17 protein-coding genes and 2 pseudogenes are annotated in these 17,897 nt (G+C 70.5%); 5 read left to right on the top strand and 14 right to left on the bottom strand.

The window, feature by feature from the left end; translation table 11 throughout:
• Window positions 1-373 precede the first annotated feature (373 nt).
• Together DFJ66_RS44740 and DFJ66_RS44735 are read right to left on the bottom strand one after the other, a co-directional pair.
• Window positions 374-547, bottom strand: coding sequence for a GNAT family N-acetyltransferase (locus DFJ66_RS44740; protein ID WP_246030095.1), 174 nt, complete (start codon window positions 545-547; stop codon window positions 374-376).
• 32 nt (window positions 548-579) lie between these two features.
• A complete protein-coding gene (locus tag DFJ66_RS44735) occupies window positions 580-909 on the bottom strand; it encodes a GNAT family N-acetyltransferase (protein ID WP_246030094.1) in 330 nt (109 codons plus the stop codon).
• Between the two features lie 187 nt (window positions 910-1,096).
• Here DFJ66_RS44735 and DFJ66_RS38540 point away from each other — a divergent pair, with 187 nt between their 5' ends.
• Window positions 1,097-1,297, top strand: a complete 201-nt coding sequence (locus tag DFJ66_RS38540) for an IclR family transcriptional regulator domain-containing protein (RefSeq protein ID WP_246030093.1) — start codon at window positions 1,097-1,099, stop codon at window positions 1,295-1,297.
• Here DFJ66_RS38540 and DFJ66_RS38535 read toward each other — a convergent pair.
• Entirely contained in the window at window positions 1,268-1,771 is a 504-nt protein-coding gene (locus tag DFJ66_RS38535) for a YcxB family protein (protein ID WP_147459489.1), read from the bottom strand. The two genes, DFJ66_RS38540 and DFJ66_RS38535, sit on opposite strands and share 30 nt — an antisense overlap.
• 119 nt (window positions 1,772-1,890) lie before the next feature.
• Between DFJ66_RS38535 and DFJ66_RS43735 the strand changes: the two genes are divergently transcribed.
• A complete protein-coding gene (locus tag DFJ66_RS43735; RefSeq protein WP_211351455.1) occupies window positions 1,891-3,135 on the top strand; it encodes a P27 family phage terminase small subunit in 1,245 nt (414 codons plus the stop codon).
• 1,036 nt (window positions 3,136-4,171) lie between these two features.
• Here the strand turns inward: DFJ66_RS43735 and DFJ66_RS38520 are convergent.
• Both DFJ66_RS38520 and DFJ66_RS38515 read right to left on the bottom strand, forming a co-directional pair.
• Window positions 4,172-5,707 carry an RICIN domain-containing protein gene (locus tag DFJ66_RS38520; protein WP_147459488.1) on the bottom strand — a complete coding sequence of 512 codons (1,536 nt, stop codon included), beginning with the start codon at window positions 5,705-5,707 and terminating at the stop codon, window positions 4,172-4,174.
• 50 nt (window positions 5,708-5,757) lie between these two features.
• Window positions 5,758-6,897: a CAP domain-containing protein gene (locus DFJ66_RS38515; RefSeq protein WP_147459487.1), complete on the bottom strand. Its 1,140-nt coding sequence runs from the start codon at window positions 6,895-6,897 to the stop codon at window positions 5,758-5,760.
• Between the two features lie 120 nt (window positions 6,898-7,017).
• Between DFJ66_RS38515 and DFJ66_RS44730 the strand changes: the two are divergent.
• Both DFJ66_RS44730 and DFJ66_RS38505 read left to right on the top strand, forming a co-directional pair.
• Window positions 7,018-7,359, top strand: a pseudogene (locus tag DFJ66_RS44730) (transposase family protein); the annotation flags it as partial.
• 1,427 nt (window positions 7,360-8,786) lie between these two features.
• Window positions 8,787-10,043 carry an MFS transporter gene (locus DFJ66_RS38505; protein ID WP_121229114.1) on the top strand — a complete coding sequence of 419 codons (1,257 nt, stop codon included), beginning with the start codon at window positions 8,787-8,789 and terminating at the stop codon, window positions 10,041-10,043.
• A gap of 53 nt (window positions 10,044-10,096) precedes the next feature.
• Here DFJ66_RS38505 and DFJ66_RS44725 read toward each other — a convergent pair whose 3' ends face one another.
• Together DFJ66_RS44725 and DFJ66_RS44720 are read right to left on the bottom strand one after the other, a co-directional pair.
• The gene (locus DFJ66_RS44725) at window positions 10,097-10,474 is read right to left on the bottom strand and encodes a hypothetical protein (RefSeq protein WP_246030092.1); all 378 of its coding nucleotides are present in this window, start codon (window positions 10,472-10,474) and stop codon (window positions 10,097-10,099) included.
• 159 nt (window positions 10,475-10,633) lie between these two features.
• Window positions 10,634-10,948 (bottom strand): hypothetical protein, encoded by a 315-nt coding sequence (locus DFJ66_RS44720; RefSeq protein WP_246030091.1) that lies wholly within the window; start codon window positions 10,946-10,948, stop codon window positions 10,634-10,636.
• A 13-nt stretch (window positions 10,949-10,961) separates the two neighbouring features.
• On the opposite strand from DFJ66_RS44720, the pseudogene DFJ66_RS45535 reads away from it, so the two are divergent.
• A pseudogene (locus tag DFJ66_RS45535) lies at window positions 10,962-11,189 on the top strand (helix-turn-helix domain-containing protein); the annotation flags it as partial.
• 36 nt (window positions 11,190-11,225) lie between these two features.
• On the opposite strand, the gene DFJ66_RS38495 reads toward DFJ66_RS45535, so the two are convergent.
• Genes DFJ66_RS38495 through DFJ66_RS38465 form a run of 7 tightly spaced genes read right to left on the bottom strand, consistent with a single transcriptional unit; the run spans window position 11,226 to window position 17,749 of the window.
• A complete protein-coding gene (locus DFJ66_RS38495) occupies window positions 11,226-11,801 on the bottom strand; it encodes a MaoC family dehydratase (protein ID WP_121229111.1) in 576 nt (191 codons plus the stop codon).
• Between the two features lie 28 nt (window positions 11,802-11,829).
• A complete protein-coding gene (locus tag DFJ66_RS38490) occupies window positions 11,830-12,480 on the bottom strand; it encodes an enoyl-CoA hydratase/isomerase family protein (RefSeq protein WP_121229109.1) in 651 nt (216 codons plus the stop codon).
• Entirely contained in the window at window positions 12,474-13,538 is a 1,065-nt protein-coding gene (dpgA, locus tag DFJ66_RS38485; RefSeq protein ID WP_121229107.1) for a 3,5-dihydroxyphenylacetyl-CoA synthase DpgA, read from the bottom strand. The genes DFJ66_RS38490 and dpgA overlap by 7 nt, the downstream gene beginning before the upstream one ends.
• Window positions 13,539-13,565: 27 nt before the next feature.
• Window positions 13,566-14,336 (bottom strand): SDR family NAD(P)-dependent oxidoreductase, encoded by a 771-nt coding sequence (locus tag DFJ66_RS38480; protein WP_121229104.1) that lies wholly within the window; start codon window positions 14,334-14,336, stop codon window positions 13,566-13,568.
• Window positions 14,333-15,715 (bottom strand): SDR family NAD(P)-dependent oxidoreductase, encoded by a 1,383-nt coding sequence (locus DFJ66_RS38475; RefSeq protein ID WP_121229101.1) that lies wholly within the window; start codon window positions 15,713-15,715, stop codon window positions 14,333-14,335. The genes DFJ66_RS38480 and DFJ66_RS38475 overlap by 4 nt, the downstream gene beginning before the upstream one ends.
• Window positions 15,712-15,963, bottom strand: a complete 252-nt coding sequence (locus DFJ66_RS38470) for a hypothetical protein (RefSeq protein ID WP_121229098.1) — start codon at window positions 15,961-15,963, stop codon at window positions 15,712-15,714. The genes DFJ66_RS38475 and DFJ66_RS38470 overlap by 4 nt, the downstream gene beginning before the upstream one ends.
• Window positions 15,956-17,749 (bottom strand): HAD-IIIC family phosphatase, encoded by a 1,794-nt coding sequence (locus DFJ66_RS38465; protein WP_170199960.1) that lies wholly within the window; start codon window positions 17,747-17,749, stop codon window positions 15,956-15,958. The genes DFJ66_RS38470 and DFJ66_RS38465 overlap by 8 nt, the downstream gene beginning before the upstream one ends.
• Window positions 17,750-17,897 lie beyond the last annotated feature (148 nt).

Here is a 17,897-nt window from a genome sequence, read left to right as displayed (position 1 = left end):
ACCCGGCGGGCAACCCGTCCGGGCGCACTTGCCCTGATTCCCCAGGCCGCACACCTTCACCCCTCCACCCCCGCCGCCCCGCGCCCATGCCACACCTCACTCCGCCGAAGCAGCAGTCGCCCGGCGGACGTTACGACGAACCACCCCCACCCGACCCGTCCACGGGTGCAGCCGAACGTGCAGCTCCACCGCAAAAACCTCGACCGCCACCCCAACTACATCCTCGCCGCCTACATGGCCTCAGCCACCTAAACCCACCACACGGTCATGCCGATGTGCGAACGCCAGAGGAGGGGGCTGTCAATCGGAATGGGACAGCTGACACCTGCCATCGCTGCACGGGGCCGCCATCGAGGCCAACACCGGATGTCAGTCAGAGCCGTCTCGTGGTGAACAGGGTGGTCCCGTGGACCGGGTGCCCTTCCTCTCGCCCGGTCTCGGTGAACCCGAGCTTGGCCAGCACACGGCGAGAAGCGATGTTCCACTCCCGGACCGTGGCCCACAGACGTTCGTATCCGGACGATCTCGCCCAGTCCAGAACCGCCAACGAGGCCTCGGTCGCGTATCCCTGACCCAGGCTCAGCGCAGCAGTTCGAACGCCAGTTCCGGTTCCCGTTCGGCTCCTCGTCCGCCGTCGATCAGCCCGCAGTAGCCGATGACGTCACGAGCGGCCTTGTGCTGGACCGCCAACAACCCGATCGACGATGGCTGGCTGGTGCGGATCGAATCCTCGAGTTCCGCGACCGTGGGGTGTCCATCCGCGTCGATCCGGCGGTGCGGCGGCACTCGCGGATCACGTTCGGTACACACCACACGCTGGACGACAGCCTCGGCCACCCGCCAAGGTCTGAGCAGCAGGCGCCCTGTCTCGAGTACGAGCTCGCGGCCCGGCGGCACACCAGCTGTCATGACAGCAACTCTCTCACGGCCAAACGCACTGTCATGCCGATGACCGCGTGTTGCGTGGTGCAACGTAGTAGTTGTCGGGACGATGTGGGGGTATCGGTATCGGTGTCGTGGGTGTGGGGGGTTCGTGGTGGGTGGGTCGGCTCGGCGGGTGTTTCTCAGTCATACCTCCGAGCTGCGGAAATACCCTGTGGGTGGGTCGTTCGCGGATGCGGCGGAGAAGGCTGTGCTGCGGGTGCGGGTGGCCGCCCCGGTGCGCGGCCCGAACGGCGACGTGGTGGCCGCCGTCTCCGTGGTGGTGCCGATCGAGACCCGCACCGACACCGTGCTGCCCGCCGTGCGGGCCGGTGGCCGGGCTATTTCACGCGCGCTGGGCCGGCGCGCGCCGTAGCGGGACCACCGACGTCCGCGCGGCGGCGAGGGCGGCGAACTCGGCCTGCTGCTCCGGGGTCATGAGGTTCTTGGGCAGCGGGACGGCCTGCGACTTGGTGAACATCAGGTACCAGACGTCGGGCTTCTCCACGACCCGCGCCAGCGTCTCCCAGTGGCACCGCATCTGGGCCAGCGGGTACGCGATGCTCACCCACTGGTCGTCGATCACCAGGTTGAACGCGGCCCGAGTGGCCGACCACTGCGCCTCCAGCGCCTGGGCGGCCGTGACCCGCCCGATGCGGAACACCAGCAGGGGGCCGAGGATCACACAGACGACCCCCACCACCTTGTCGATCGTCGTCAGGGTCAGCATGGCGACGCCAAGCGCGACGAGCACCGCACCCAGCACGTAGAGCCGGTTGAGCTGCGGACGGAGCAGGAACTGGGTCGTGCGCTTGAACAGGCGCTCGTCGTACGGCACCGTGATCGTCATGGACACCGGCACACCTTAATACGAATGACGTTCGCGACTGCCAGGGCGAGCGCATCCCCCGCCTGTACGGGTTCCAGCCCTCCGATCAGCTCGCCGACTGCCACGAGACGAGGTGGTCAGTGGGCAAGCGTGGACCCGCACCCAAGCCCACGTCGCTGCGCGTGCTGCACGGTGACCGCCCCGACCGGATCAACACCCGCGAGCCGGTCCCACCCGATGCCGAGGTCGAACCGCCGGACTGGCTGTTCGACTCGGCCCGCGCGATCCGGGACCGGCTCGCACCCCGACTGGTCGCCCGCAAGGTGCTGACCGTCTGGGACGCCGACGCCTTCGCCATCCTGTGCCAGGCGGTGGCCCGCTACCGCGCGGCCACCACCCTGCTCAACAGCTCGGCCCTGCTCGTGCAGGGATCGGGCGGGCTGGTGAAGAACCCAACCACCACCCTCGGCACCGCCAACGACCTCGCCCTCCGACTACACGCCACAGGCGACCACCGGGCCGCGCGCGATCTCGACGAGGACACCCTGGCGCGCTACCGCCGCGTGCTGGGCGAGGACCACCCCGACACCCTGCGGACGGGGCGCAATCTCGTCTCGGTTCTCCGCGACCTTGATCAGCACGACCAAGCCGACGCACTACAAACATGGATCGACAACACCGCCAAATCACGACGATCATGGACCAATCGCAGACCGGCAAGCACCACAGGACCATCTTGTTCGCGTCATCACGAACTTCCGGTCATGCCGCTGGCCGACCGGCTGCCGGCCAGGCAGGCGCAGGCCGACGAGAGGGTCGTCGAGCACCTGCCCACAGGGTCTACGGTCGGGCGACCCACTCACCGAGAGCTCGGAGGCGATCCTGTGACTGACACGGCCGCAGACAAACCGACCATCACCGATCTCCTCGCGGTGGATCTGTCCGGGGCCGTGTCCGCGCTTGCCGCCTGGTCGCCTTGGATCCCGTTCGACCTGTTGCCCGCGGCGGCGCCTCGCTCGCCCGGGGTGTACCTGGCCGCCACCACAGCGGGACTGGTCTACATCGGCATGGCCGGAGATCGCCGCGGCGCGGGCTTGCGCGGCAGGATGACCGCCTACTGCACCGGCAAAGCGGCCGTCTCCGGACTGGGACGAGCCGTCCTGGACCGCGCCTTGAACGACGCCGCCTTCCTTGCCAGGCGGCTGGACGCCCTGACCGCCGGGCACCGGCTGGACGCCAAAAGCTGGGCCGCTCTGGCCATGCGCGAAGCCGGCTTGTGGCTGTGCTGGACCACCACCCCCGACCGCGCCACCGCGGTCGACCTGGAGCACCGCGTCCTCACCGCCACGCGCGAGCAGCACCTGTGGAACCTCCGCCGCCACTGAAACCGACGGTGTGACGCAGACAAGAACGCCCCACATGCCGATGCGCGGATGTGCCCGTGCCCCAAGAGGACCGGCTGCTTACGCGGGAGCGCTCCGGCGGACAGCTGAGCGGCACGTTCGCCGCTGGTGGCCGCAGCGCAGGCGTGGCGAGGTATCCGTGATCACCGTGGTGCGCTGCCTGGCCGGACGATCACGCGCCCGATGGTGCACCGTCTCAGGTCGGCACCCTCGGCTACCGCGCGTCCTTGTCTTCGCGTCACACAGCCAGCCGGTCAGGTCCCGGAGCGGGCGATCAAGCAGAGCTGCCGGAGGGCGGCGAGTTCGGAATCAGCATCCCGGCCGCGTCCACCACCTTGATGGCCGCCAACGCCGGGTTGTCGCGATAGTGTTGGTCGAGGCGACCTGGCGCGCTGTGGCGACGATGTCCTGGAGGCCGAAGACCAGGTCGGATCTGCGCCGACGATCTGCGTTGCGGCCCATTCGCGGATGCGGCGTTCATGCTGGGCCGTCTTGCCGCCGGCGAACTTGCCGACGTAGAGCCGGAGTTCGATCTGGTCGATCGGGTATCCGTAGCGCTGCTCGCTCCGTCGCTGATGAACTCGGCGAACCGTCGGTGCACCACGCCGAGCAACCCCGCCGCGGCGGTCATGTGTTCCACGGCTTCGCCGGTCGGGAGCGGTGCCGCGGGTCAGCGGCTCAATCAGCCCGTTGGCCGACTGCTTCACCGCTTCGGTCTTCTGCGCGAACTGCGGCAGCGCTTTCTCACGCGGTCGCCGCTCTGCGTGCGGACCTGTCCGTCGTCGAACGACCTGGCGCGTTCCACGACTGCCCGCGAACCGGACGTGCGCCGACGGTGGGTTCCAGTGGAAGTGGGACGGGTAGCCGACGCGGTCGGGATGCCGGTCCCGGTGCTGTCGGCGACCCGCCCAGGTAGCGCCGAAACGGCTCGACGTGGTGGCGCGCGCCGAGCCCCGCCTGTCGCCACAGCCCGCGCGGCATTGCACGGGCTGTGGCGGCGGCGTCCCGCGCGGAGCCGTCAGCGAGGTGGGTCGCGCCTCCGCATCGCTGCGACCAGGGCTGCGCCGCCGAGCAGGAGCACGGCCCCCGGCGCGATCAGCCATGCGCGGTCGAAGCCGGTGGAGGCGAGGGTGTCGCTGTGGGGACCCGCCTGGGTGGCTGGTGCCGTGGTGGTTGTGTGGGTGGTTGTCTGCGTGGTGGTGCCCATCGGAGTGGTCGTCGAGGTGGGCGTCGGGTTGGCGGTGGTGTCCGGTGCTGGTGTGCTGCCGACCCATTCGGTCTGGAACGGGCTGGTGCCGCGGGTGAGTGGTGCGCCGTCGGCTTTGTCCTTGGCGATGTGCAGCGCCGCGCGCCTCATTCCGCCGGTGCGGTTGAGCAGGTTCGAGTTCTGGTGGTCCTCGCTGGGCAGCCACTGCTGTGACGCTTCGCCCGCCTGGCACGGCGCGGTTTCCACTGCGGCGGTCGCCTGGTCGGGTGTGGTGTGCATCGTGAGGCACTGGCCGGTGCCGAGGTTGCGGATCGTCAGGTACCCGTCACGGTTGATGCTCCGGCGCCAGATCTGAGTCCGGCTGTCCGAGCACTTGTGCAGCACCACGTTCTGCTCCGCCCCGTCGACGCACAGGCCGGTGTCGGTGGGGACCGACTTGAGGCGGAAGTCCAGCGCGGGGCTGGGCTGATCGGTGATCAGGTAGGGGCTGAAGGCGACGTTTCGGTTCCTCGGCAAGGGTTCCGGCTTCGGCTGCGACTCCTGTGTGGGCTCGAAGTAGCGGAAGTCGTCCGTCCGGCAGGAGTCGAGGTGGTACTCCGACGCGGTATCAGTCGTGCACTCGGGTTTGGTGCCATAGCCGCGGCAGACCGGATCGTTGCCGTTGGGGCCCCTACCGCTCTGGTTGCAGTGAGAAAGGCCGAAGCTGTGGATCATCTCGTGGGTGAGGCCGGCCTCGCCCCAACACCACCGCGACATGATGACGTTGCCCCCTGACAACCCGGCGTCGGCTCCTCCACCGGTGCACTTGTTGGTGATCTCGTCGCTTCGCGCGAAGAACACCGTCTGGTAGCGCTTGGTCACCAGGATCTCGCGCACCTTCTGCGGCTGGTTCGCGGCGTCGTCCACGAGCGCGCCGTGCATCTGGCTCCGGTCCCGGCCTTTCTCGAAGGCGAGCTTCGCCACGACGGGTACGCACTGGTCGTCCTGCACGAACCTGAGCCGCCGGGACACGCCGAACCGGTGGGCGCTCAGGTCGAAGGTCTGGTCGGTCTGCCACAGCGCCCGCCGAACCAAACCGACTTCGGCGTCGTACCGGTCATCGCCCGGGAAGTGGACGTAGACCGGCAGCACCCACCCCTTGTCCACTGTGTCCTTGTCGTCGCAGGCGAACCGCGGCCCGGTGGTCCCTTCGCTCGCTGACACCCCGGTTGGCGACACGGCCAGCGCGCTTGCGAACAACACCATCAGCGCGACGGTCAGCGCAGCACCAGTTCCGATCCTGCTCATGATCGTTCCTTTCCTATCGGCGGCACGATGGGGAGACAGACGGAGCCCGGCTTCGGTCACACAAACATCGCCCGAATGTCCGCAGTGGACGCGTTACTCGTATTGCGCGGTCAGTAGTCGATGTTGAGGGCGGCGACTAGACGACCGTTGGCGAGGATGATGGCCGCACCGGCGTTGCGGGAACTGGCGTAGGTGAGCGCCTGCTTGTGTGCGGGGCTGGTGAACCAGGCGGCCATGATCTCTTCGGGGGTGGTGCCGGTTCCCGAGGACGCGAAGAGCACTTCGTGGCCGCAGTGCTCGAGTTCGTCCTGCCTGGCGCTCTTCTCCGCGCAGGAGCGGGCTGCTTCCACCAGGTCGGAGCTCTCGTTGACCTCGGGCAGGCCGAGCGTGCGGCGTCGTTCGTTGAGGAGGGTCAGCAGACGTCCCGAGGTGGCCTCGGCTGTGAGCGGTTGGTGCGTCGGCGGTGCCGGCTGAGGCGGGGTGGGAGTCGTGGTCGTGAGCGGCGGTGGCGGTGTTGTCGTCACGACTGTCGTGGGCACCGGGCTGAACGTGGTCGGGGTGGTCGGCGGTACGGCGGCCGGGGTCGCGGAGGTGTTCGTGAGGACGGCCTGGGACTGGGCGACTTCGAGCTTGGTGGCCTGGGGACGGGCAGCCGGGGCGGCTTCGGACAGCAGTCGGGGCACAGCGACCGCGGTCAGGGTCATGGCGCAGGCGGCGGCCACGCCGGCCACCGTGAGTGCCGGTTTGGTCGTGACGAACTGGACGATCCGGTGACCGACCGGCTTTGCGGTCGGGAGGGCGGCTCCATCGGCGGACCCGCCGGCCGCGCTGTGCACGCTGGACAGCACGCGGATCGTGTAGTCGGCTGGGAGTGGCAGCAGGGCCAGTCCGACGAACAGCCGCTCGGTGGGCAGCAGGTCCGACCCCGCCGCGTGGCAGCGCCGACAGACGCTGATGTGCCGCAGGAAGCGCTTGCGCCACAACGACGACGGTTCCCCGGGCCACTCGGTCGCGGTCTTCGCCAACTGCGGACACCATGGCGACAGCGACAATGCCCGCACCACCATGCGCGCGCCCTCCAGGCGTCCCTTCAGCCGGCTGACCCGCACGGTCAGGGTGTGCGGGTCCAACCCCAGCGCCTCGGCGATGTCCGCACGGGTCAGATATCCGCTGCCCTCCAGCAACCACAGCGACAGCAGCTCGCGATCCCCCCACCTCGTGACGGTGTCCACCGCCCTGCCGCGCCCCACGACGCTCGCCCAGTGGAGTTGAAACTATCTCGCGGGGCGAATCATGGGGGGCGTGTCAAACGAGTGGCTCTGGCCCGTAGTCGGTGGTGACGTCGGGTAGCCGTTCGCCATCATGATCTTGTGATAGATGTCGACTCCCTTGTGAGGACGGTGTTTTCCGGACTGTCGGCGCTGGTCGTCCAGGATGTGGCGGAGGACGGCGGCATGGTGCTGGTCACGGCCAGCACTCGGGATGTGGCCGTGCCGTGTCCGGTGTGCGGGACTGCGACGACGAAGGTGCACGGCTAGCACCATCGGGCGGTGAAGGATGTGCCGGTCGACGGCCGCCAGGTTGTCGTGCACCTGCGCGCCCGGCGGCTGGTCTGCCCGGCTCGCGGTTGCCCCCGGCAGACCTTTCGGGAACAGGTTCCGGGACTGCTGGAGCGCCACCAGCGTCGAACGGTGCGGCTTGTCCGGCAGATATTGCGGGCAGCAAGCCCGGCCAGGACAGGGTGAAGGTGTGCGCGGCGTGGTTCAACGTCACCAGAGGGCCATCGCCGCCGGCGGAGAATCGGACGTCCGCGGCGCTCGCCCGGGGAGCGGGCGACCCGTCACCACGCCGGACCAGCGTGGTGTCGACGTCCACCCACGTCCCGTCACGACGGACCCACCGGGGTGTCGCCGACGACTCCATCGTCCACGTGCCGGTCGGGTTGGCGAAGACCCGGGACACCTCGGTCCGGGCCGACAGATCCTCGACGGGGACGCGCTGCGCGCGGGCGGCGGCCATCGCCGTCAGCGCGTCCCCCACGACGGTCGAGCCACCGGCCGGAGTGGCGTCCGCGCCGGGCACCGGCACCAGTAGGGACATGACGAGTGCGGCCGCGACGGACAGTCGACTCCTTACGGCGAACGAATGTCTTGGCGATGGTCTGTCACAACATGTGCCCACGGTCGTCCTCCCTGTCCCCGTGAATGCCGGGTGAGAAGGTAAGCACCGCCCGCATCGCCGCAATACAATGCGGAGAGTGTTCAAGTCTTGACGTTGCGTTACATCTGGGAGAAAGTGCACCACCGTCCCTGACCACACCGTCCACATGGAACTCGACACCACGCACGAATTCCTCGACCAACCAGGGACCCACCGGGCCGGCGCACTCCACACGCGGCCAGCTTCGCTGATGCAGCGCGAACACCACGTCGAGCGCGCGAGGTGATCAGCGCCTTGCCGGCCCGAACCATCCTTTCCTGCCGGTTGTGGTGCTTCGGCTGCGGTCCCAGGCTCGTCCTCGCGGCGTGAGGCATTCGACAGCGGCCGACCGCCTCTCTTGTGGCGGGAAACCGTCACTGGACTCATCGGTGCACAGGTGTTGATCCGCCCCCCGTCGCCCGGCCCGGCAGTCCGACCGGGTACAGGGCCCTCCAGCCTCGCCGGCGCCACGAGCGCTTCCAGCCGTCCCCTCGGCCGCGAAGGCCGGGGCGGTCTGCTGGGGGCGCGGCGGCCGGGTGATCGTCGAACGCGCTGTCGGCACCGTCAGCCGTTGTGAGTGCGCACAACAAGGTTCCGCCGCAAAAACATCCGCAACCGACAAATGTCCACCGGATGCCTCGCGTCCACACCGTGGAACGATTCGCAACAGTCTCGTCCGATATACGGAATCTCCGACCTCCACCGGAACGACCGACTGTCCGGTGGGCGCATCCTACACTTTCCCCATCCACTCCCGCCGATCGATATCCCGGACACCGATCCACAACTCGTACCACCGGCGCCGCAGTTCTTGACAGGGGCGGAAGCAGGCAATTAACGTGATCGAATCGAGGCGGTTCCACCGCGGACACGGGCGTCACGGTGCCGCCACCATCACTTCCGGACCGCACGCGAATCCTGGGGGATGTGATCCACGCACATGGGGGAAAACGCTTCACTGTGGCATGACCGAACATTTCTCACAGCGTGGGTCGCGCATTCCACGAGCACTATCGGAACCGCCGTCACCTCCCTGGCCTTGCCCATCGTCGCAGTTACCGCGTTGGACGCCTCGACATTCGAAATCGGAATCCTGCGCGCTCTGACGACGATCGCCTTCCTCTTCCTCGCCCTGCCCGCCGGCGTCCTGGTCGACCGGAGGCGGAAACGCCCACTGCTGCTCTGGTGTGACGCGATCCGGGCTGCGGTGCTGGTGACCGTCCCCGTCGCGTTCCTGCTGGGTGGCACCTCGATCTCCCACCTCTACGTGGTCGCGTTCGTCGTCGGGGCGGCGAGCGTGCTGTCCGGAATAGCGTTCGACTCCTTCCGCACCGCCCTGGTCCCGCCACCCCTGCGCGGCGAGGCGAACGCCAGGATCGCCGCGACCGACTCCTTCGCCAGGGTGTCGGGCCCGGGTTTCGGCGCCGGACTGGTCGCCTGGGTCGGCGCCGCTCTCGCGGTGCTCGTCGACGTGTTGTCCTACCTGCTCAGCTTCGTGCTCCTGACCAGGGTGAAGAACGTGGCGGAACCGCAGTCGCGCGCCGGTGGGCGCCGCCGGGGCGTGCTCGCCGACATCCGGGAGGGCTTCGCCTTCGTCAGGTCGGACCCGACGCTCAGCCGGATCGTGGCGTGCACCGCGATCGGCAACTTCAGCTTGTTCGCCTCCGGCGCGGTGACGGTCGTCTTCCTCATCCGCGACTTGGGCCTGGCGCCGGGCTTGGTGGGCCTCGTCTTCTGCCTCGGCGAGAGCGGCGGCCTGCTCGCGGCCTTCCTCGCACCGCGATTGACCCGATCGATCGGGTCCGCCCGCATCATCCTGGTGAGCGCCGTGTGCGCGCCGGTCGGTTACCTGGCCCTGTTCTCGACACCCGACACCGTTTTCCCGGTCTTCGGCGCCTTCATGATCGCGTCGTCGGCCCGGTACGTCCTCTACGACATCGCCCAGTACACCTACCGGCAGTCCATCTGCCCACCGGACCTCCTCGGCCGGATGAACGCGTCGATCAGGTGGGTGGTCGGCAGCGCCTCCCCGGTCGGCGCGGTCGTCGGCGGCTGGCTCGGACTCGTGGTCGGTCCGCGCACGACGCTGGGCATCGCGACGACCGTGTTGATCGCCGGAAGTCTGCTGCTGATCGCATCGCCATTGCGGCGGGCCCGGGACATCGCCGAGATCCGCCAGCCCGAAGCCGCGGGGTGACCCGGGCCGCGACCGATCCGACGGCGCGCGCCGCCGAACTTGTCCGAAGTTGATTACCGCCATGGGGGGGCGATGATTTCACGCGAGTTCGCAGCGAAAATCGACGAACTGCTCTCGATGAAATTGCCCGACATATCGGAACACGCCTTGCGCTCGGTCGGGGCGACCGGCCTGACGGCCGCGGCGAAGCGGGAAATGTCGAAACTGATCAGCACGCACGTCCGGCGTACCGTGCTCCGCACCTTCCAGGTCGGGGCGAACGACCGCCACGAGGACTTGCCCGTCCGCCGGACCTCGGGCGGAATCGGGGCGAAGACCGTCCTGCGAGCCTGCCGAACGGGCACCGAGCAGGCCTGGCGGGTTCTTCTGTCGGGTGTGCCGGTGGCCGATTCCCCGGTGATGCTGGAACACGCGGAGGCGTACTTCCGCATCGGCCTCACGTTGGAGGAGGAGTCGCTCGCGCTGCTCGGGGACGCCACGCCGGCCGCTCCTCCGGCGCACGAGCTCAACCGGAGGCTGGCGGCGGCGCTGGTCGCGGGCGAGGAGCCGGACGCCACGTCGGCGTTCTCCTCCGGCGCCCTGGCTCCGACCTACGCGGTCGCCACGACGACGGTGGCGGGCACCGCGCGTCCCGCGGGTGCGAGGGCCACCGCGGTCGAGGACGAACTCGCGTCCCGCCTGCAGGCCGGCGTGGGCGTCCCCGCGTTGGCGCTGCGCCAGGAGGACATCGTCATCATGCTGATCCCGGGAGCCGCCGCGCGGCAGCAGGACGGCGACGGGCTGGTGACCGCGCTCAGGCCCGCGCTGCCGTCGCTGCTCGGCCGGGACGAGCGGTTCGGTGTGGTGCCGCCGGCGAGCCGGGACCAGGTGCCGGCCGCCGTCCGGGAGGCGATCGAAGTGCTCAAGGTCGCCACCGCGATGAGCTACCACCCCGGTGTCTACGTGGTGGAAGACCTGTTGCTGGAGACGATGCTCTACCGTGCGCCGGACCTCGCGCACCGGCTCGCCGCGAGGATCGCGCCGCTCGACTGGCCGGGATCGCAGCTGCTCGACACCCTCGAGGTGTTCCTCGCGAGCGACCAGGAGCGCCGGGCCACCGCGCGGAGGCTCTACGTGCACCCGAACACGCTGAGCTACCGGTTGCGCCGCATCCACGAGCTCACCGGGCTGTCCCCGGCCAACTCACGGGACCTCGGGACGCTGCGGGCGGGCGTGCTGTCCCGCCGGCTGCTCCGCATCGGTCGGGCCGAGGTCGGCGGTCAGCGGTCGGCCGCGGGTCCACGGCCACCGCCCGCTCGACGGTCGCCTGCGCACGAGCAGGACCGTCGTCCCGTCCTGGACCACGACGCGTGCGTGGTTGCGCAGTTCCAGCCGGCGGGTCAGCACCCCTCGCGCGGGGTCGGTCGTGCTGACCCGCTTGGCGACGACGGTCATGTGGGCGCTCAGCACGTCACCGACGAAGACGGGGTGGCGGAACCGCCAGTCGGTGAGCCCGACCATCGCGATGGTCGTGCCCTCGTGCACGCCGGTCTCCTCTATCAGCCCGATCGCCAGGGCCATGCCGAGCACCCCGTGCGCGATGGGGCGGCCGAAGCCCCCGTCACCGGACGTCTCGGCCGAGTGCAGCGGATTGCGGTCCCCCGTCAGATCGGCGAACTCCCGGAGGACTTCTCCGGTCAGCGGTCGGGTGGCGCTGTCGAGCTGCCACCCGACCTCGAAGTCCTCGAAGTACATCCCCCTCGGGGACCGGTGTGCCATCCCAGCTCCTGTCGTCGTGGTCGGGTTGTCAGCGAGGCTCCTCCGCCTCGCGGATCAACCGGTCCTGTGCCGCGAGCACGCCGCCGAGGAGGTTCTCGAACGACGATCCGCTGCTCTCGTGCAGCAGGCGCCTGGCGAGCTTCCAGCTGGAACCGCGGCGGTACCGGAGTCCGGCCAGCAGGCGCTCCACCAGCGCGCCGCGGTCCGCGCCCACCGTGTCGAACAGCCCCAGGTCCGCGGCGGTCGTCGCGGTCAGCCCGGCGCCGGACAGCACGACGCGCCTGGCCGTGGCGAGACCGGTCAGGCGAGTGAGGCGGTAGAGCGCCATCCCGGGCAGGTGCCCTTCGGCGACCTCAGTGCAGGACAGCACGGTCGCGGGGGTGGCGACCCGGAAGTCGAGCGCGAGCAGGAACTGGAGGACGGTGCCGCGCACCGGCCCGTCGACGGACCCCAGGGTGGGCACGGGCAGCCGTTCGAGCCCGACCAGTGCCTTCTCCCACTTGGTCCACACCGCGATGTCCGGGGGTGTTCGCGGCGCCTCCGGATCGCCGGAGACGTCGACGACGAGGGCTGCTCCGGCGGTGTCCCGGCGCACCAGTTCCTCCACCGCCGTGACGTCCGACGCGGCCGGGGCGCCCAGTGACAGGCTCAGCCGGTGCGGTGCCGTCGGGTTCACCATCGCAGCAACGCCGTTTCGATCGTCGTGCCGGGTCCCATGGTCATCATCACCCCGTGATCGCCTTCGCGGACGACGTTCTCGCGCAGCAGCCGCTCGTAGGAGAAGAGGAACGATCCGCTCGACAGGTTGCCGTGGTCCCGCAGCACCGAAGTGGTGTGCCGGAGGTCGTGGTCGGTCAGGTCGAGGTTGTACTTGATGCCGTCGATCACCTTCTTGCCGCCGGAGTGCACGACCCAGTGGTCGACGTCCCCGACGGTCAGCCCCTGCCGGGCCAGCAGGTCCGTGACCGGCTCCGCCGCGTGCGCACCGATCACGTAGGGGATCTTCCGGTCGAGGTAGAAGCTGTACTTCAGCCGGTCCGGGTCCCAGTCGAAGCGCATCGCCGGCAACGCGTCGGTCAACACGTGGCTGCGGAAGGAGACCAGTTGCGGGGAGAGCCCCGGTGCCGCCGGGACCGAGCTGCCGACCAGCACGGCGGCGGCACCGTCGCCGAACAACGCGTTGACCACGGCCGTGCGCATGGTGCCGTCGTGCGCGTACGCCGCAGAGCAGACCTCCACGCAGAGCATCACCGCGAGCCGGCCCGGGTTCGCGGTGGCCCAGGTGGTGACGGGGTTCAGCCCGTTGAGACCGGCGTTGCAGCCCATCCCGACGATGTCCATGCGGCTGACGTCCGCGCGCATCCCGAGTCGCTCGACGAGCCTGGCGCTGAGGCCGGGGCACAGGAACCCGGTGCTGGTCACGCAGCACAGGTAGTCGATCGCGCCCGGCGGGCACCCGGCTTCGGCCAGGCACTTGCGGATCGCCTCCTCGCCCATCTCCAGTGCTCCCGCGAGGTGCTTGTCCAGCAACTCCCCCTGGGTCTCCGCGCCGAGCGCGGCCGGACGGTCGGCGGCGAGGTACAGGTTCCGCCGCTCGATGTGGCTGTTGCGGAACACCGACACGGTCGCGCGGTCGGTGATCGCGAAGCGGTCCAACAACTCCTGCTGGCTGAAACTCTCCGGCGGCGTCGCCGTGCCCACGGCCAGCAACCGCGCTCCACCGTCCACAATGGTCATGTGCCACCCCTCGGCCGTGCGGGACCTTCAGAACAGCGTGTAGCCGCCGTCGACGACGAATTCGGCGCCGGTGACGTACCCGGACGCGGGACCGGCGAGGAACACCGCGAGGCCCGCCAGGTCCTCCGGCCGGCCCCAGCGGCGTTGCGGAATCCGCCGGATCACCCGGTCGACGAACTTCTCGTCGGCCAGGAACGGGGCGATCATGTCCGTCTCGATCCACCCCGGGACGACGGTGTTCGCCCGGACGCCGTACCGGGCCAGCTCGACCGCCAGGCTCTTGGCCAACGCGCCGATGCCCGCCTTGCTCGCCGCGTAGTGCACGCTGCGGGGTTGGCCGCTGTGCGCGGAGATGGAGGACACGGCCACCAGGCTGCCGCTCCCCCGGTCGACCATGTGCCTGGCCACCGCCTGGAACGTCAGGAACGTGCCTTCCAGGTTGACGCCGACCACCCGGCGGAACTCCTCGAGCGTGGTGTCGACGAACGGCGTCTGCGAGTTGACACCCGCCACGGCGAAGCACGAGTCGACACCGCCGAAGCGCTCCACCGTCACCCGCGTGGCGCGGTCGACCTGCTCGTGGTCGGACACGTCGCACTCGACCGCGATGGCGTCCACGCCCTCGGCGCGCAGCACCTCCTCGGCGGCCCGGTTGTTCTCCTCGTCGCGTCCCCACACGCTGATCCGGGCACCGGCGCGCGCCAGGCCGACGGCGATGCCCAGGCCGATGCCGCGGTTACCGCCGGTGACCACGCTGACGTGGCCGGTGAGGTCGAACTTCTGCAACGTCGACGTCATGGGCGTGCTCCTGCGCTGAGGTCGGGTGGTGGGGCGTGGTGGTCGAGCACCCAGCGGGTCACGTCGGCGGCGACCTCCTCGGGTGCCCGGGCGGCCAGCGCGGTGGCGGGCCCGTTCGTCAACTCGGTGCGCATGGCCGGCGGTCTGGTCACCAGCAGGGGGAGTCGGTGCCTGCTCGCCAGGTGCCGGACGTAGTGCTCCGCCGCGACCTTGCCGGCCGTGTAGTGCAGCCAATCGGTTCTCGGGTTGTCCAGCGCGGCGGTGGAGGTGAACACCAGCCAGCCGCGGTCCGCCGCCAGCCACGGCAGGAGCGCGGCGAGCGGGAGCAGGGAGGTCGTGAGAGCGCGGCCCAGTTGCCCGACCGCGGGCAGCACCGCGTCGACGTGGACCGGGTTGGGCAGCAACGGCGGTGTGGCGCACAGGACCGCGCCCGCGATGGTCCGGGCCTCCCGTCGGGCGACTCGGACCGCCTGCTCGACGGCGTGCGGATCGGTGGCGTCGCAGCGCAGCGGTCGGACGCGGTCCCGGCCGAACTCGGCCCGCAGCGCGGCGACGGCGTCGTCCGACCGCGCGTACAGCACCCAGACCACGGCTCCCTGGGTGGCCAGCGCGGCGGTCATGGCCGCGCCGAACCCCCGGCTGCCGCCCGTGACCACGACGTGGGTCCCCCGCAGCGCCTCGCCCGGCGGCAGGTGCGCGGCGGTGGACGCGGCGGACGGCGCGGGAGCCGGACGGCGGCGGAAGGCGGTGATCTCCGCGGTGGTCCACCCCGACCGCGAGCCCCAGCCGGCACCCACGCGGACGATCCCGGTCCGCCGGTCCTCGGACAGCACGCGCAGCCGGCCACCGGTCGCGCCGGTCCCCCGCCGGGTTCGCAGCGTGGCGGAGGTCAGCAGACCGTGTCGGCCGGGTTGGTGCACGCCCGCGATCCGGCTGCACACGGCCAACCCGGAGAGCACGTCGTCGTCGAAGGTGTTCGCGCCCAGGTCCGCCACGAGCGAGCGGAGCTCGGCGAGGTCCGGCTCCCCGACCGGGAACGGTTCGCCACCGGCGGAGGGGTCGGCCGCCACCGGCGTCCCGCCGAAGCGGATGACGACCGCCGGTTCGCCGCCGTGCTCCACGACGACGCGGTCCGCGCCCCACCGCACCCGGTAGCGCGTGCCCGGGAAGACGGGCCGGAGGAACGACGCCCGGATCGGCGGCGCCCCGGGCGGCGACCCCGGTGGTGCCGCGGCGAGCGCCGCCAGCACGACAAGGCAGCCGTGGGCGATGGGCCTGCCGAACGGGCTGCGGTGGGCGAACTCCTCGTCGGTGTGCAGGGGGTTCACATCGCCGCTCGCGCGGGCGAACCGCTCGACGTGGTGGGCGGTGAGCATCATGCGGGATGCCGTTCCCGGACCTCGTGCGCGGCCTGGGCGAACTCGCCGAGGGTGAGGCCGGGCAGCGGCACCAGCAGGTCGTCGGGGAGCGTGATGGACAGCCGCTGCTCCACCGCGTGCGCGAGTTGGACGTGCACCAGCGAGTCCCACAGCTCGATGTCCTCCTCGGCGACCCCGTCCTCGTCCGGCGAGGACAGGCCCATCTCCCGGTAGAGGGCGAGCACGACGGCGAGCGTGTCCTCAGGCATCGGGCTCCTCGGTGATGTGCGGGGTGTCCAGGGACGTCGAACCCAGGTGGTGGTCGTAGACGACGAGGTGGCCGCTTCGGCGGACCTCGTGGAACCCCAGTCGCGGGTACAGGTCGCGGACGAGGTCGTTGCGACCCGACGGGGTGTAGAGGCCGCGCAGGGTGGTGCACCCTGCCCGCGCGGCGAGTTCGGCGGCCTCGGCCACCAGCCGCCGCTCGGCGGTGCGACCGATGACCCGGCAGCTCAGCAGCAGCGTGTCGATCTCCGCCACCGGTGGGGTGGTGTGCGCCAGCAGGGCGCCCACGATGCCGTGCCGGCCGAACCGGTCGCTCAGCTCCAGGGTCAGGCAGATCCAGTCGGGCGCGCCGACGCGGTCCTCCAGCTCGGCCGGGGAGTGCCTGCGGGTGGTGGCGTTGAACTGGTTCGTCTTCTGCACGAGCCGGGCGACTCGGGGCAGCGACTCCCCGTCGACCGGGCGGACCCGCGACACCATCCGGAGCTGGTCCAGGAACTCCTCCAGCGACGGGGCGTGGTCGCGCAGCCGGTCCGCGGCGGCGAGCGCGCGGTAGGAGGCGGCCCGCAGCGAGTCGGCCGGGGAGACCGGCGCCCCGGCCAGCGTGGGGCGCCCGGCCAGCGCGGCGGTGTAGTCGGCGGGGTGTCGGGGCAGCAGCACGACGTCCACTTCCGGGTGGGCCCATCCGACCTGTGCGCACTCGGCGGGGTTGTCGTCGACGAAGACGAGGCTGTCCAGCGGCAGCCGCAGCGACTCGGCGATCTCGACGAGCTGCTCCGACTTCGGCCGCCAGTCGGCGACCACGGCGGCGAAGTGCTCGGGTCCGAGCACCATCCCGGGCACCTCGGCGAGCCCGCGCACCGCCAGCTCCGGGTCGTTCTTGCTGGCCACCGCGAGCGCGACACCCCTCTTGTGCAACCACAGCAGGTGTTCTTGGAAGCGCCGGAACCCCTCGGCCCTGGCCCCGGAGGCGAGCCCCACGCCCGCGAAACCGTCGTCCGCGAGCACACCGTCCCAGAGGGTGTTGTCCAGGTCGACGACCACGCAGCGCCGGGTCGTGCCGAGCTCGGCGGCCAGCACGCCGGCGGTCGCCTTGGCCAGCACCGGCAACACGTCGATGCTCACCGCCTGCCTCATCAGGTGCCAGTAGCGGTCGTCCCGCCAGTTGCGCAGGCCGACCTCGGCGGCCAACCGCTCGCTGTCGACGATCAGCACGTCGTCACCCGCGCGGTCGCGCAGCGCCTGGTTGGTCCGCGTGACCACCGCGGTCGCGCTGCGCGACCACGTGCGCGGGTCCGCGGCCAGGTCGTCGTGCGCGGGCGGGACGAACAGGTGTTGCACGACGCGGCAGCGCAGCCGTTCCGCGGTCAGCCACCACAGGCGGGACCACCGGCGCACCGCCTCGTCCACGGCCTGGTCCGGGTCCGGTGTGCCCTGGACCAGGTCCTCGACCGTGCCGGAGAGGATCACGAAGTCGGGCCGGTGGTCGAGGAAGTCCGAGGAGCGGTCCAGCAACTGCTGTTCGAGCTGGCCGAACGGCGTCTGCAGGATGTGCAGGTCCAGGCCGACGCAGAGCCCGGCGGTGGCCAGCGCGGTGTCGAACAGACCGTTGGAGTGCGAGGACAGGCTGACGACCCTGGCCTCGCGGCGGATCATGGCCGCGCGCAACGCCGGGTCGCCCGCGACCACGCCGGCGAACCTGCGCCACGTCGACGGGTCGTCCGTCGACAGCAGCGACGAGCGGACCGAGGCGGGGTCGAGTGGGCTGCTCACGCTGACCTGCTCCTCTCCGGCTTGACTGGCGCCACGACCGCGGTCGGGACGGGAAACCGGCTGCGTTCTCGCCGGTTCGGGTGAAAGGCCGATGTCCGATCTCCGGTGTCCGCGAGGACAGCCGGAACCGTAACAGCGGAATTTCCGG

The sequence above is a fragment of the Saccharothrix variisporea genome (assembly GCF_003634995.1).
GTDB lineage: Bacteria > Actinomycetota > Actinomycetes > Mycobacteriales > Pseudonocardiaceae > Actinosynnema > Actinosynnema variisporeum.
Note: the sequence above shows the minus strand (reverse complement) of the source record. Positions and strands in the feature narration are given on the sequence as shown.

Coding starts and splice junctions, on each gene's coding strand:
- DFJ66_RS38535 (WP_147459489.1), bottom strand. CDS start 1,771: ATGACGATCACGGTGCCGTACGACGAGCGCCTGTTCAAGCGCACGACC.
- DFJ66_RS38475 (WP_121229101.1), bottom strand. CDS start 15,715: ATGATGCTCACCGCCCACCACGTCGAGCGGTTCGCCCGCGCGAGCGGC.
- DFJ66_RS44735 (WP_246030094.1), bottom strand. CDS start 909: ATGACAGCTGGTGTGCCGCCGGGCCGCGAGCTCGTACTCGAGACAGGG.
- DFJ66_RS38490 (WP_121229109.1), bottom strand. CDS start 12,480: ATGGTGAACCCGACGGCACCGCACCGGCTGAGCCTGTCACTGGGCGCC.
- DFJ66_RS38495 (WP_121229111.1), bottom strand. CDS start 11,801: ATGGCACACCGGTCCCCGAGGGGGATGTACTTCGAGGACTTCGAGGTC.
- DFJ66_RS44725 (WP_246030092.1), bottom strand. CDS start 10,474: ATGCGGAAGTACGCCTCCGCGTGTTCCAGCATCACCGGGGAATCGGCC.
- DFJ66_RS38480 (WP_121229104.1), bottom strand. CDS start 14,336: ATGACGTCGACGTTGCAGAAGTTCGACCTCACCGGCCACGTCAGCGTG.
- DFJ66_RS38505 (WP_121229114.1), top strand. CDS start 8,787: ATGGGGGAAAACGCTTCACTGTGGCATGACCGAACATTTCTCACAGCG.
- dpgA (WP_121229107.1), bottom strand. CDS start 13,538: ATGACCATTGTGGACGGTGGAGCGCGGTTGCTGGCCGTGGGCACGGCG.
- DFJ66_RS38470 (WP_121229098.1), bottom strand. CDS start 15,963: ATGCCTGAGGACACGCTCGCCGTCGTGCTCGCCCTCTACCGGGAGATG.